Source organism: Pseudomonas putida (assembly GCA_041071465.1).
GTDB classification, from domain to species: Bacteria; Pseudomonadota; Gammaproteobacteria; order Pseudomonadales; family Pseudomonadaceae; genus Aquipseudomonas; species Aquipseudomonas putida_P.
In genome coordinates this window covers 6,161,818-6,176,185 of the sequence record CP163498.1, presented here as the reverse complement: position 1 = coordinate 6,176,185, position 14,368 = coordinate 6,161,818, and the positions used below count along the sequence as shown (strand labels likewise).

Annotated in this window: 12 protein-coding genes; 4 read left to right on the top strand and 8 right to left on the bottom strand. The window is 61.9% G+C overall.

The features are described 5' to 3' along the window. Positions 1-55: 55 nt before the first annotated feature. The 4 genes from hflD to AB5975_28345 form a co-directional block, all read right to left on the bottom strand. Positions 56-682: a high frequency lysogenization protein HflD gene (hflD, locus tag AB5975_28360; protein XDR20293.1), complete on the bottom strand. Its 627-nt coding sequence runs from the start codon at positions 680-682 to the stop codon at positions 56-58. Next, on the bottom strand, positions 679-1,803 hold the full coding sequence (gene mnmA / locus AB5975_28355; protein XDR20292.1) for a tRNA 2-thiouridine(34) synthase MnmA: 1,125 nt from the start codon (positions 1,801-1,803) through the stop codon (positions 679-681). Before mnmA ends, hflD begins: the two co-directional genes overlap by 4 nt. 58 nt (positions 1,804-1,861) lie before the next feature. Then, positions 1,862-2,302, bottom strand: coding sequence for an NUDIX hydrolase (locus AB5975_28350; protein ID XDR20291.1), 441 nt, complete (start codon positions 2,300-2,302; stop codon positions 1,862-1,864). A gap of 221 nt (positions 2,303-2,523) precedes the next feature. Continuing rightward, entirely contained in the window at positions 2,524-4,749 is a 2,226-nt protein-coding gene (locus AB5975_28345) for an NADP-dependent isocitrate dehydrogenase (GenBank protein XDR20290.1), read from the bottom strand. A gap of 414 nt (positions 4,750-5,163) precedes the next feature. Here AB5975_28345 and icd point away from each other — a divergent pair, with 414 nt between their 5' ends. Then, positions 5,164-6,420, top strand: coding sequence for an NADP-dependent isocitrate dehydrogenase (icd, locus tag AB5975_28340; protein XDR20289.1), 1,257 nt, complete (start codon positions 5,164-5,166; stop codon positions 6,418-6,420). A 71-nt stretch (positions 6,421-6,491) separates the two neighbouring features. Here the strand turns inward: icd and cspD are convergent, their stop codons facing one another. Beyond that, positions 6,492-6,746 (bottom strand): cold shock domain-containing protein CspD, encoded by a 255-nt coding sequence (gene cspD, locus AB5975_28335; protein XDR20288.1) that lies wholly within the window; start codon positions 6,744-6,746, stop codon positions 6,492-6,494. 230 nt (positions 6,747-6,976) lie between these two features. Here cspD and clpS point away from each other — a divergent pair, with 230 nt between their 5' ends. Together clpS and clpA are read left to right on the top strand one after the other, a co-directional pair. Continuing rightward, the gene (gene clpS, locus AB5975_28330; protein XDR20287.1) at positions 6,977-7,339 is read left to right on the top strand and encodes an ATP-dependent Clp protease adapter ClpS; all 363 of its coding nucleotides are present in this window, start codon (positions 6,977-6,979) and stop codon (positions 7,337-7,339) included. A gap of 30 nt (positions 7,340-7,369) precedes the next feature. Beyond that, on the top strand, positions 7,370-9,640 hold the full coding sequence (gene clpA, locus AB5975_28325; GenBank protein ID XDR20286.1) for an ATP-dependent Clp protease ATP-binding subunit ClpA: 2,271 nt from the start codon (positions 7,370-7,372) through the stop codon (positions 9,638-9,640). Positions 9,641-9,725: 85 nt separating this feature from the next. Here clpA and infA read toward each other — a convergent pair whose 3' ends face one another. From infA to aat, 3 genes are all read right to left on the bottom strand, one after another. Continuing rightward, on the bottom strand, positions 9,726-9,944 hold the full coding sequence (gene infA, locus AB5975_28320) for a translation initiation factor IF-1 (GenBank protein ID XDR20285.1): 219 nt from the start codon (positions 9,942-9,944) through the stop codon (positions 9,726-9,728). A 102-nt stretch (positions 9,945-10,046) separates the two neighbouring features. Continuing rightward, positions 10,047-10,754, bottom strand: a complete 708-nt coding sequence (locus AB5975_28315) for an arginyltransferase (GenBank protein XDR20284.1) — start codon at positions 10,752-10,754, stop codon at positions 10,047-10,049. Positions 10,755-10,810: 56 nt separating this feature from the next. Continuing rightward, positions 10,811-11,491: a leucyl/phenylalanyl-tRNA--protein transferase gene (gene aat, locus AB5975_28310; GenBank protein ID XDR20283.1), complete on the bottom strand. Its 681-nt coding sequence runs from the start codon at positions 11,489-11,491 to the stop codon at positions 10,811-10,813. A gap of 354 nt (positions 11,492-11,845) precedes the next feature. Between aat and AB5975_28305 the strand changes: the two genes are divergently transcribed. After that, positions 11,846-14,353, top strand: coding sequence for a DNA translocase FtsK (locus AB5975_28305; protein XDR20282.1), 2,508 nt, complete (start codon positions 11,846-11,848; stop codon positions 14,351-14,353). Positions 14,354-14,368 lie beyond the last annotated feature (15 nt).

The following is a 14,368-nucleotide window of genomic DNA, read 5'->3' as shown; positions in this document are numbered from 1 at the left end:
TGCTGCGCAGCCCTTTCGCGACGCAAGGCCGCTCCTACAAGTCCGGCGTTTTTCTTCAGGACGGTGTGCGCATCATATCGTACAGTTCGTTCAGCAACTTGCGACGGCTGAACACCAACTGCCAGCGGTGTCCACCCAGCTGGCGCCACAGGCGCGCGGCACGGATGCCGGCCAGCAGCAGGGCGCGAATCTTCGACGCGTTGCTGGCCTGCTGCAGGAAACGCATGTCGCCGTGCACCTGGATGCGCTGGCGCAAGGTGCTAAGCGTGTCCTGGTACAAGGCTCCGCTGGAAGCGATGACGTTTTCGTGAACCAGGCCGAAATGCTCGGCCTGCGACTGGATTTGCGGCAGGCGATTGCCGATGGTGTCAAGCAGGTCGCCACGTTTGTTCAGTTGGCGCTCCAGGCCCAGCATCGACAGGGCGTAGCGCAGTGGCTCGCGCTGCAGGCTGCTGGGGTCACGCTCCAGGGCGCCGACCAGCGCGCGGTAGCCGTCGCGCAGGTTCAGGTCGTCACCGCCGAACACCTCCAGGGTGTCCTTGGGGTCACGTACCAGCAGGCTGCCCAGCATGCAGCCGATATTGGCCTCGCTGGCCTGGCCGGTGCGGGCAATGCGGTCGACCAGCACAGCGGCCTGAAATACGCCGCCCAGGGCAATCAATTGCTCCTGCAGGTTGCTCATGCGCGCGGGCTCCACGGCTCGGCGGCTTCGATTACACCACCGCCCAGGCACACTTCGCCGTCGTAGAACACCACCGACTGGCCTGGGGTGACGGCGCGCTGTGGCTCGTCGAACACGGCGCGGTAGCCGGTTTCGGTCAGTTCGAGGGTGCACTGCTGGTCGCTCTGGCGGTAACGCACCTTGGCGGTGAGCTGGCGCGGGCTGCTGAGGTCGATCGGGTTCACCCAGAAAATCTCCGAAGCCAGCAGGGCGCGGGAGAACAGCCATGGGTGTTCGTTGCCTTGGCCAACCACCAGCACATTGCGGGTCAGGTCCTTGTGCAACACGTACCACGGCTCGTCACCGGCATCCTTCAGGCCGCCAATGCCCAGGCCCTGCCGCTGGCCGATGGTGTGGTACATCAGGCCGTGGTGGCGGCCGATCACTTCACCTTCGGTGGTTTCGATGTCACCCGGCTGAGCTGGCAGGTACTGCTTGAGGAAATCGCTGAAACGACGCTCGCCAATGAAGCAGATGCCGGTGGAGTCCTTTTTCTTGGCGGTGGCCAGGCCGTGTTTTTCGGCGATGGCGCGCACTTCGGGTTTTTCCAGCTCGCCGACCGGGAATAGGGTGCGGGCAATTTCCTTGCCGCCAACGGCGTGCAGGAAGTAGCTCTGGTCCTTGTTCGGGTCCAGGCCCTTGAGCAGTTCGGTGAGGTCGCCAGTGTCGCGGCGGCGCACGTAGTGGCCGGTGGCGATCAGGTCGGCACCCAGCGACAGGGCGTAGTCGAGAAACGCCTTGAACTTGATTTCGCGGTTGCAGAGGATGTCCGGGTTGGGCGTGCGGCCGGCCTTGTATTCTTCAAGGAAGTGCTCGAACACGTTGTCCCAGTATTCGGCGGCGAAGTTGGCGGTGTGCAGCTTGATGCCGATGCGGTCGCACACGGCCTGGGCGTCGGCCAGGTCTTCACGGGCGGTGCAGTATTCGGTGCCGTCGTCTTCTTCCCAGTTCTTCATGAACAGCCCTTCCACCTGGTAGCCCTGCTCGATGAGCAGAAGGGCGGAGACGGAAGAGTCCACGCCGCCGGACATGCCGACGATGACGCGGGTCTTGGCGGGGTCTTTGAGTGCTGGGCTGGTCATGGGTACCGGTGTAGATCAAGGGGAAAAACGCCGATTCTATCAAACCCGTGGCGCCGCGTCAGTCGCGCAGCAGCTCAAGGCTATGCAGCGGGCCGTTCAAATAGTCGTCGAGGCAGCGCGGCACCAGCTCGCTGCGCCAGCGGGCGGGGTCGGCCAGCAGCTCGTCGCGGGTCAGCCATACGGCGCGGACGATGTCACTGTCCAGGGCGAGGTCTTCGTGGTGGCGCACAGGGCGGGCGGCGAAGCAGATGCGCTGGTAGGTCACGCCGTTGCTGGGGGCGGTGTACAGGTAGATGCCGACAACGCCGGTGAGCTCGACTTCCCAGGCAGTTTCTTCCAGGGTTTCGCGCAGGGCGGCCTGGGGCAGGGTCTCAAAGGGTTCGAGGTGGCCGGCGGGTTGGTTGAAGACGTGCTGGTTGGCTTTGAGCTCCTCGACGAAAAGGAACTTGCCTTCGTGTTCGACGATGGTAGCGACGGTGATGTGGGGTTGCCAGGACATGAGTATTTCCTAGGGTTGGCGCGGGTCCTGTAGGAGCGGCCTTGTGTCGCGATGGGCCGCAAAGCGGCCCCGACGATATCCGCTGCGAAGCCGAAAATCTGGGGCCGCTTCGCAGCCCTTTCGCGACACAAGGCCGCTCCTACAGGGAGCCGTGTACGCACTTTAAGAAAGCAAAAACCCCGGTGCGTGGCCGGGGTTTTTGCTGTTACTTCAAGCGAACCTTACAGGGCGGCAATGGCGCTGTTCAGGGTCTGGCTTGGGCGCATCACCTTGGCGGTCAGCTCGGCATCCGGGGCGTAGTAACCACCGATGTCGGCTGGCTTGCCCTGAACGGCATTGAGCTCGGCGACGATGGTCGCTTCGTTCTCGGCCAGGGTTTTTGCCAGCGGTGCGAAGCGTGCCTGCAGGGCAGCGTCGTCAGCCTGAGCGGCCAGGGCTTCAGCCCAGTACAGGGTCAGGTAGAAGTGGCTGCCGCGGTTGTCGATACCACCGACCTTGCGCGACGGCGACTTGTTGGTGTCGAGGAACTTGCCGGTAGCCTGGTCCAGGGTGTTGGCCAGAACCTTGGCGCGCGGGTTGTCGTAGGTGTTGCCCAGGTGCTCCAGGGAAGCGGCCAGGGCCAGGAATTCACCCAGCGAGTCCCAACGCAGGAAGTTCTCTTCAACCAGCTGCTGTACGTGCTTGGGCGCCGAACCGCCGGCGCCGGTTTCGAACAGGCCACCGCCGTTCATCAGCGGCACGATCGACAGCATCTTGGCGCTGGTGCCCAGTTCCATGATCGGGAACAGGTCGGTCAGGTAGTCGCGCAGCACGTTGCCGGTCACCGAGATGGTGTCCTTGCCTTCGCGGATGCGGGCCAGGGAGAACTTGATGGCGTCGACCGGGGCCAGTACGCGGATGTCCAGGCCAGTGGTGTCGTGATCCTTCAGGTACTTCTGTACCTTCTCGATCATCACGCCGTCGTGGGCGCGAGCCGGGTCCAGCCAGAACACCGCCGGGGTGTCGCTCAGGCGGGCACGGTTGACGGCCAGCTTGACCCAATCCTGGATCGGAGCGTCTTTGGTCTGGCACATGCGGAAGATGTCACCGGCTTCGACGTTCTGTTCCAGCACGACGTTGCCCTTGCCATCGACCACGCGCACGACGCCGTCGGCCTTGATCTGGAAGGTCTTGTCGTGGGAGCCGTACTCTTCGGCCTTTTGCGCCATCAGGCCAACGTTCGGCACGCTGCCCATGGTGGTCGGGTCGAAGGCGCCGTGTTTCTTGCAGTCTTCGATGGTGGCCTGGTAGATGCCGGCGTAGCAGCGGTCCGGGATCACGGCCTTGGCGTCTTGCAGTTCGCCAGCGGTGTTCCACATCTTGCCCGAGTCACGGATCATGGCTGGCATCGAGGCGTCGACGATAACGTCGCTCGGCACGTGCAGGTTGGTGATGCCTTTGTCGGAGTTGACCATGGCCAGGGCTGGGCGGTCGGCGTACAGGGCCTGGATGTCGGCTTCGATCTCGGCCTGCTTGTCAGCTGGCAGGTCCTTGATGCGGGCGTACAGGTCACCGATACCGTTGTTGGCGTTGAAGCCCACTTCGGCCAGTGCTGCGGCGTGCTTGGCCAGCACGTCGTTGTAGAACTCTTCGACGATGACGCCGAACATGATTGGGTCGGAGACCTTCATCATGGTGGCTTTCAGGTGAACCGACAGCAGCACGCCAGAAGCCTTGGCATCGGCGATCTGCTCGGCGATGAAGGCTTTCAGGGCCTTGCGGCTCATGGTGGCGCAGTCGATGATTTCGGCGGCTTTGACGGCGGTCTTTTCTTTCAGCACGGTGGTGCTGCCATCGTTGCCGACCAGCTCGATGCGCAGGCTGTCGTCACCTTCGATCAGTGCGGCCTTCTCGCTGCCGTAGAAATCGCCTTGGGTCATGTGGGCAACGTGCGACTTGGAGTCGGCGGCCCAAGCGCCCATCTTGTGCGGGTGCTTGCGGGCGTAGTTCTTGACCGACAGCGGCGCGCGGCGGTCGGAGTTGCCTTCGCGCAGCACCGGGTTCACGGCGGAACCCTTGATGCGGTCGTAGCGGGCGCGGGACTCTTTCTCGTCCGCGGTGGCCGGCTCGTCGGCGTAGTCAGGGATGTTGAAGCCCTTGCCTTGCAGTTCCTTGATCGCGGCTTTGAGCTGCGGTACCGAGGCGCTGATGTTCGGCAGCTTGATGATGTTGGCTTCAGGGGTGGTAGCCAGCTGGCCCAGTTCCGCCAGGTGATCGCCTACTCGCTTCTCTGCGCCCAGTTGCTCCGGGAAGGCGGCAAGGATACGGCCAGCCAGGGAGATGTCGCGAGTTTCGACGGCGATGTCAGCGCAAGCTGTGAAAGCTTCGACGATCGGCAGCAGCGAGTAGGTGGCGAGGGCGGGGGCTTCGTCGGTGAAGGTATAGATGATCTTGGAACGGGTGGGCATGCGGGTTAACTCTCTGTGTGCTGAGCGTGCTCGAGTCTCGTGGTGCGCAGGGTAGGCGCATCGCCCTGGCAGCGCCATGAGCGGAAAGTCGAGAGGCTGCGAGCGGTGATGGTGGATGCATCAGTCGAGCGTCAAGTGCTGGGCTGCGGTAACAACCCAGGCTTAGTGGCCATTCATGGCCTAGGGCGGTCCGCATTTTCCTGGGATTCGCCCCGATGACCCTTCGGTCGCGGCGGAGTATACCAAACCATTCGGGCTAATCAGCAAGGCCAAGTGATATCGGCCCATTTATAAGACCAAAGACTAAGCGGCAATGTGGCGGGTTGTCGCATGCCTTGCAGGTCGGCAGATGTGGTTTAGGCTCATTGCATCGCATGATGTCCAAACCACACCCGACAGCGGAGTAGTGCAAGCATGGGATACCAGAAAATCAAGGTTCCGACCGACGGCGCCAAGATCACCGTCAATGCAGACCATTCGCTCAACGTGCCTGACAATCCGATCATTCCGTACATCGAGGGCGACGGGATCGGCATCGATGTCTCGCCCGTGATGATCAAGGTGGTCGACGCCGCCGTGCAGAAGGCCTATGGCGGCAAGCGCAAGATTGCCTGGATGGAGGTGTACGCCGGCGAAAAAGCCACCCAGGTATACGACCAGGACACCTGGCTGCCGCAGGAAACCCTCGATGCCGTGCGAGATTACGTGGTGTCGATCAAGGGCCCGCTTACCACCCCGGTCGGTGGCGGCATCCGCTCGCTCAACGTGGCGCTGCGCCAGCAGCTCGACCTGTACGTGTGCCTGCGCCCGGTGCTGTGGTTCCAGGGTGTGCCGAGCCCGGTGAAAAAGCCGGGCGACGTCGACATGGTGATCTTCCGCGAGAACTCCGAGGACATTTACGCGGGCATCGAGTGGAAGGCCGGCTCGCCCGAGGCGAACAAGGTGATCAAGTTCCTTAAAGAGGAAATGGGCGTCACCAAGATCCGTTTCGACCAGGACTGCGGCATCGGCGTCAAGCCGGTATCCCGCGAGGGCACCAAGCGCCTGGTGCGCAAGGCCCTGCAATACGTGGTGGACAATGACCGCGAGTCGCTGACCCTGGTGCACAAGGGCAACATCATGAAGTTCACCGAAGGGGCCTTCAAGGACTGGGGCTACGAGGTGGCGCGGGACGAGTTCGGCGCCGAACTGCTCGATGGCGGCCCGTGGATGAAGTTCAAGAACCCCAAGAGTGGCCGCGAGGTCATCGTCAAGGACGCCATTGCCGACGCCATGCTGCAGCAGATTTTGCTGCGCCCGGCCGAGTACGACGTGATTGCCACGCTCAACCTCAACGGTGACTACCTATCCGACGCCCTGGCGGCGGAGGTGGGCGGTATCGGCATTGCGCCGGGCGCCAACCTGTCCGACACCGTGGCCATGTTCGAGGCCACCCACGGCACCGCGCCCAAGTATGCCGGGCAGGACAAGGTCAACCCGGGCTCGGTGATACTCTCGGCAGAAATGATGCTGCGCCACATGGGCTGGACCGAGGCCGCCGACCTGATCATCAAGGGCACCAACGGCGCGATTGCGGCCAAGACCGTGACCTACGATTTCGAGCGGCTGATGGAGGGGGCCCGGCTGGTGAGCAGCTCAGGTTTTGGCGATGAAATGATCAAGCACATGTAAGGCAATACAAAACCGGCCGCTTCCTGTAAAGAAGCGGCCGGTTTTTTCGTATACCGGCAGTAAAGCAGGGTTCACGCATTAGCGGTCGTGGGCGAGTTCGGTACTCCCGTTGAAGCGCTGACGTTGATGCCCTTGATTTCAACCGCATGCAGGCCTTTCGGGCCCTGGATGATGTTGAACGTCACAGCTTGTCCGGCTTTCAGCGTCTTGTAACCGTCCATCTGGATCGCCGAATAGTGTGCGAACAGATCTTCGGTTCCGCCGTCCTCATTGATGAATCCATAGCCCTTGGCATTGTTGAACCACTTGACTTTACCGCTTGCCATCCCTATGTCCCTCTGCAAAGGACTCCATCACTGGAGTATCATCCACGTCATCCGCATACGAACCTTGCGAAAAATCTGGTTGACTGCGCGGATCTTTATCGACCACGGTGGGTTCTTATTGGTTGTAACACCGTTTTGCCGATAGTCAAGGTCACGCGGCGCCTGCGCTGGCGGTGGCCTGTGCGGTCAACCCACAACCTTAACCTGACGCTCATGATGAAATTCTTTCCATGCATGCACCTAGTGAGATTCGACTAACATTCAATCAGGATCGCCCGCAATCGAATGAGGACGACGGCTCGGGTCTTGCAGTTCAGGAAGCCAAGCCGATCCTGCAGGCGCCACCGATGTACAAGGTGGTTTTGTTCAACGATGACTACACGCCAATGGATTTCGTCGTCGAAGTGCTCGAGACGTTCTTCAGTCTGAACCGCGAGCTGGCGACCAAGATCATGCTGACCGTCCATACAGAAGGGCGGGCAGTGTGCGGATTGTTTACCCGTGACATCGCCGAAACAAAGGCTATGCAGGTCAACCAATACGCCAGGGAAAGCCAGCATCCGCTACTCTGTGAAATCGAGAAGGACGGTTAATCGCCGACCACTTGGGTATGAGGTGAAGCTATGTTAAACCGCGAGCTCGAAGTCACCCTCAATCTGGCCTTCAAGGAGGCCCGTTCGAAGCGTCATGAGTTCATGACTGTCGAACATCTGCTGCTGGCACTCCTTGACAATGAGGCTGCTGCGACCGTTCTGCGCGCCTGTGGCGCCAATCTCGACAAACTCAAGCATGACCTGCAAGAGTTCATCGACTCCACAACGCCGCTGATTCCTGTCAACGACGAAGACCGGGAAACCCAGCCGACCCTGGGCTTCCAGCGTGTGCTGCAGCGTGCCGTGTTCCACGTGCAAAGCTCCGGCAAGCGCGAAGTGACTGGCGCCAATGTGCTGGTGGCGATCTTCAGCGAACAGGAAAGCCAGGCCGTGTTTCTGCTCAAGCAGCAGAGCGTGGCCCGTATCGACGTGGTCAACTACATCGCCCATGGTATCTCCAAGGTGCCAGGGCATGGTTCGCAGTCTGAAAGCGACCAGGAAATGCAGGACGAAGAGGGCGGTGAAACCTCCTCTTCGAGCAACCCACTGGACGCCTATGCCAGCAACCTGAACGAGCTGGCGCGTGCCGGCCGCATCGACCCACTGGTCGGCCGCGAGCAGGAAGTGGAGCGGGTGGCGCAAATCCTTGCCCGTCGGCGCAAGAACAACCCGCTGCTGGTGGGTGAGGCAGGCGTGGGCAAGACGGCCATCGCCGAAGGCCTGGCCAAGCGCATCGTCGACGGCCAGGTGCCCGACCTGCTGGCGCAGAGCGTGGTGTATTCCCTCGACCTGGGCGCGCTGCTGGCCGGTACCAAATACCGTGGCGACTTCGAGAAGCGTTTCAAGGCGCTGCTCGGTGAGCTGCGCAAGCGCCCGCAGGCCATCCTGTTCATCGACGAAATCCACACCATCATCGGTGCCGGTGCAGCGTCGGGTGGGGTGATGGATGCCTCCAACCTGCTCAAGCCGCTGCTGTCGTCGGGTGAAATCCGTTGTATCGGCTCGACCACCTTCCAGGAGTTTCGCGGCATCTTCGAGAAGGACCGTGCGCTGGCACGGCGCTTCCAGAAGGTGGACGTCAGCGAGCCATCGGTCGAAGACACCGTGGGCATTCTGCGCGGCCTGAAGGGGCGTTTCGAAAGCCACCACAACATCGAGTACAGTGACGAAGCCCTGCGCGCCGCCGCTGAACTGGCCTCGCGCTACATCAATGACCGGCACATGCCGGACAAGGCCATCGACGTAATCGACGAAGCCGGCGCCTACCAGCGTCTGCAACCGGAGGCCAACCGCGTCAAGCGCATCGATGTGCCGCAAGTCGAGGATATCGTCGCCAAGATCGCGCGGATTCCGCCGAAGCATGTCAGCAGTTCCGACAAGGAGCTGCTGCGTAACCTTGAGCGCGACCTGAAACTGACCGTGTTCGGCCAGGACCAGGCAATCGACTCGCTGTCTACCGCGATCAAGCTGTCTCGTGCCGGCCTCAAGTCGCCAGACAAACCGGTTGGTTCGTTCCTGTTCGCTGGCCCCACTGGTGTCGGCAAGACCGAAGCGGCGCGGCAGCTGGCCAAGGCGCTGGGCGTGGAACTGGTGCGCTTCGACATGTCCGAGTACATGGAACGCCACACCGTGTCGCGCCTCATCGGTGCGCCGCCTGGTTATGTTGGTTTCGACCAGGGTGGTTTGCTGACCGAGGCGATTACCAAACAACCGCACTGCGTGTTGCTGCTCGACGAAATCGAGAAGGCTCACCCGGAAGTCTTCAACCTGCTGTTGCAGGTGATGGACCACGGTACCCTGACCGACAACAACGGGCGCAAAGCCGACTTCCGTAACGTGATCCTGATCATGACCACCAACGCCGGTGCCGAAACCGCGGCGCGGGCGTCGATCGGCTTCACTCATCAGGACCACGCGTCCGATGCCATGGAAGTGATCCGCAAGAGCTTCACGCCAGAGTTCCGCAACCGCCTGGATACCATCATCCAGTTTGGCCGCCTGAGCACAGAGACGATCAAAAGCATCGTCGACAAGTTCCTTATCGAACTGCAGGCGCAGCTGGAAGACAAGCGTGTGCTGCTGGAAGTCAGCGATGATGCGCGCGGCTGGCTGGCGGTTTCGGGGTACGACGCGCAGATGGGTGCGCGGCCGATGGCGCGGCTGATCCAGGACAAGATCAAGCGGCCGCTGGCCGAGGAGATCTTGTTCGGCGAGCTGGCCGAGCATGGCGGCGTGGTGCACGTCGACCTGCGCGATGGCGAACTGGTGTTCGACTTCGAGACCACGGCTGAGGTCGCGTGATGCAGGGGGCTGCAAAGCAGCCCCCTTGTAATCTGGCAGGCACAAAAAAGCCCGGCACATGGCCGGGCTTTTTCATGGCTGGAGCTTAGCGCGCACGGTAGGTGATGCGGCCTTTGCTCAGGTCATAAGGCGTCAGCTCGACGCGGACCTTGTCGCCAGTGAGAATACGGATGTAGTTCTTGCGCATCTTTCCGGAGATGTGCGCGGTTACGACGTGCCCGTTTTCCAACTCCACGCGGAACATGGTGTTGGGCAGGGTGTCGACGACAGTACCTTCCATTTCGAAGCTGTCTTCTTTCGACATGCAGTAGAGCCCTCGGATCCAGTGTTGGCCCGACGCATAACCGCACCGGGCAAAAAAGTGGCGTGGATTATGCCGGAAAACTGCGTGTCAAGCCAATGTCTTTCAGTTGAGGGTGACCCAACGCTGGTTTATCAGCAGCTCGATAGGCCGATACTGCGTCTTGTAGTTCATTTTCTTGCAGTTCTTGATCCAGTAACCCAGGTACACCGCTTCCAGGTCCTGGCGAAGGGCTTCGGTGATCTGCCAGAGGATGGCGAAGCGGCCAAGGCTGCGGCGTTCCTCGTCCGGCTCGTAGAAGGTGTACACCGCTGACAGGCCATTGGGCAGCAGGTCGCACACGGCCACCGCCATCAGGTGGCCTTCGAGGCGGAACTCGTAGAACCAGCAGAACGGCAGGTCACGTACCAGAAAAGTGGAGAACTGGTCGCGGCTGGGTGGGTACATGTCACCGTCGGCGTGGCGCGTTTCGATGTAGCGCCGGTAGAGCTCGAAGTACTCTTCCTTGAACGCCGGGCGAGCTGCCGTCACGGTCAGGTCGGCGTTGCGTTTGAGGATGCGCCGCTGCTGGCGGTTGGGGATGAAGCGCGCCGCCGGGATGCGCGCCGGCACGCAGGCGTTGCAGTTCTGGCAATGTGGGCGGTACAGGTGGTCGCCGCTGCGTCGAAAGCCCATTTCCGACAAGTCGGCGTACACATTCACGTCCATCGGCTGGCTGGGGTCGAGGAACAGCGTGGTCGCCTGCTCGTCTGGCAGGTAGCTGCAGGAGTGGGGTTGAGTGGCATAGAACTTCAACCGCGCCAGCTCTGTCATGATCAACCCCCTCGGTGAGACTTTGATTTAAGTGTAAGCCAGCTACGGCAACTCGCCTAGGCAACCCATGTAGCGCTGTTGGGCTGGTCGAGGTGGCGTGCCAGGTAATCGGCGAACTCGGCGCGGCTGATGGCATGGGCACCCAGGCTGTGCAGGTGGTTGGTGGGCATCTGGCAGTCGATAAGCGCAAAGCCCGCATCGCGCAGGTGGTTGACCAGGGTGACGAAGCCGACCTTGGAGGCGTTGTCGGCGCGGCTGAACATCGATTCGCCAAAGAACAGCTGGCCCATGGCCAGGCCGTACAGGCCGCCGACCAGCTTACCGTCCTGGCGTACCTCCACCGAATGGGCGATGCCGCGGCGGTGCAGCTCGCAATAGGCGTTGCGCATGGTGTCGGTAATCCAGGTGCCGTCGGCGTAGTCGCGTGGCGCAGCGCAGGCGGCGATCACGGCCGGAAAGTCGGTGTCGAAGCTGACCTGGTAGCGGCCTTGGCGCATCAGCTTGGCCAGCGAGCGCGACACGTGCAACTGGTCGGGGAGCAGCACTGTACGTGGGTCGGGCGACCACCACAGGATCGGCTGGCCGTCCTGGTACCACGGGAAGCAGCCATGGCGATACGCTTGTACCAGGCGCTCGGGGCTCAGGTCACCGCCAGCGGCCAGCAGGCCGTTGGGGTCATGCAGGGCCTTTTCCAGGGGTGGGAAGGTCAGCGAGTCGCGAGTCAGCCAAGTAAGCATGGTCTATCGTGCGGTGGGGGAGGGGAGAGGGCAGCATGGCGCGGGTGAAATGCAGGGTCAATCTCTTTGGCTTCTTCGCGGGCGATGAAAACAGGCAATTTAAGACACATTCATCAAGCCGCAGGCACCATCCGCTACATTTGCTGTCACACCTGTGCAAAAACACAGCATAAGCCTTTGTCACAAAAGAAAATGCGTGCTCAAATTGCAGCTATATGATTCGCCCCCGCTCAAACACCCATACGGCGTGCCGTCATGGCGGCTGGCGGGCAGTAATGTTAAAAGTAGTGGTTCATTGGTCGCGCAGCGGCCGATCACTATTGGACGCGCACCACGCGCAGGAATAGACGCGTTTTGAAGAAATCCACCGCAACCCCAGCTCCCTTGCCTGTGCCTCTGTGGCGGCAGCAGCTGCATTATCGCCTCAAGGAAGGTGCGTTGATCGCTGTCGGCGCCCTGTGCCTGTACCTGTGGATGGCGCTGCTGACCTACGACACCTCTGACCCAGGCTTCAGCCACACCAGCAACGTCGACCAGGTGCAGAATGCTGCCGGGCGTGCCGGTGCCTACTTCGCCGACATCCTGTTCATGGTGCTGGGCTACTTCGCCTATATCTTCCCGCTGCTGCTGGCGGTCAAGACTTGGCAGATATTCCGTGAGCGCCACCAGCCGTGGGATTGGAGCGGCTGGTTGTTCTCCTGGCGGCTGATCGGCCTGGTGTTCCTGGTGCTGTCGGGGGCGGCGCTGGCGCATATCCACTTCCACCCGCCGGCGAGCCTGCCGTTCTCCGCCGGTGGTGCACTGGGCGAAAGCCTCGGCGACCTGGCGCGCAACCTGCTGAACGTGCAGGGCAGCACGCTGATGTTCATTGCCCTGTTCCTGTTCGGCCTGACCGTGTTCACCGATCTGTCGTGGTTCAAGGTGATGGACCTGACCGGCAAGATCACCCTCGACCTGTTCGAACTGGTGCAAGGGGCGGCCAATCGCTGGTGGGAAGCGCGCAACGAGCGCAAGCGCCTCGAGGCACAGCTGCGCGAGGATGAGCCAGTGGTCAGGGCTGCACCCATGGCCACCGAGAAGCGGGAACCGGCTAAACCGGCGCTGCGTGAACGTATCTTCAAGCGTGAAGAGTCGCCCGCCCCGGTGGTTGAACCCCGTGAGCCAACCCTCGGCCGCGAGCCTGCCGCCCCGCCGCGCGAGCCAACCCTCGCCCGTGAGCCGGTCGTGCCGCGTGACGCGGTGGTGCCACGTGCGCAGCCTGCAACCCCGATGATCGTGCCACCGGCAGCCGACAAGGCGCCGGAACCGAGCAAGCGGGTGATGAAGGAGAAGCAGGCGCCGCTGTTCGTCGACAGCGCCGTGGAAGGCACCTTGCCGTCGATTTCCATTCTCGACCCGGCGGAGCAGAAGAAGATCGAGTACTCGCCGGAGTCTCTGGCCGGTGTCGGTCAGCTGCTGGAAATCAAGCTCAAGGAATTCGGTGTGGAAGTGGCGGTGGACTCGATCCACCCGGGCCCGGTGATTACCCGCTACGAAATCCAACCGGCCGCCGGTGTGAAGGTCAGCCGCATCGCCAACCTGGCAAAGGACCTGGCGCGTTCGCTGGCCGTGACCAGCGTGCGGGTTGTCGAGGTCATCCCTGGCAAGACCACCGTCGGTATCGAGATCCCCAACGAAAACCGCCAGATGGTGCGCTTCTCCGAAGTGCTGGCCACGCCGCAGTTCGACGAGCAGAAATCGCCGGTCACCCTGGCCTTGGGCCACGACATCGGCGGCAAGCCGGTGATCACCGACCTGGCGAAGATGCCGCACCTGCTGGTGGCCGGTACTACGGGTTCTGGTAAGTCGGTGGGTGTCAACGCGATGATTCTGTCGATCCTGTTCAAATCCAGCCCGGAAGACGCGCGGCTGATCATGATCGACCCGAAAATGCTCGAACTGTCCATCTACGAAGGCATCCCGCACCTTCTGTGCCCGGTGGTCACCGATATGAAGGACGCCGCCAACGCCTTGCGCTGGAGCGTGGCCGAGATGGAACGGCGCTACAAGCTGATGGCGGCCATGGGCGTGCGTAACCTGGCTGGCTTCAACCGCAAGATCAAGGACGCCCAGGAAGCCGGTGAAGTCATCCATGATCCGCTGTATCGCCGCGAGAGCATGGACGACGAGCCGCCTACACTGAAAACCCTGCCGACCATCGTGGTGGTGGTGGACGAGTTCGCCGACATGATGATGATCGTCGGTAAGAAGGTCGAAGAGCTGATTGCCCGTATCGCGCAGAAGGCGCGGGCAGCCGGTATCCACCTGATCCTCGCCACGCAGCGCCCGTCGGTGGACGTGATCACCGGCCTGATCAAGGCCAACATTCCGACCCGTATGGCGTTCCAGGTGTCGAGCAAGATCGACTCGCGCACCATCATCGACCAAGGCGGCGCCGAGCAGTTGCTGGGCCACGGCGACATGCTGTACATGCCGCCGGGCACCAGCCTGCCAATCCGCGTGCACGGTGCGTTCGTTTCCGACGACGAAGTGCACCGCACGGTCGAAGCGTGGAAGCTGCGCGGCGCCCCGGACTACAACGACGACATCCTCAACGGCGTCGAAGAGGCCGGCAGCGGCTTCGATGGCGGCGGCGGTGGTGGCGATGGTGACGATGCCGAAACCGATGCACTGTATGATGAAGCGGTGCAATTCGTGCTTGAGAGCCGTCGTGCTTCCATTTCTGCAGTGCAACGCAAGTTGAAGATCGGCTACAACCGTGCTGCGCGCATGATCGAGTCGATGGAGATGGCTGGCGTCGTCACCCCGATGAACAGTAACGGCTCGCGGGAAGTGATTGCCCCAGGTGGCCCGCGCGACTGATGAACACCCTGTCGG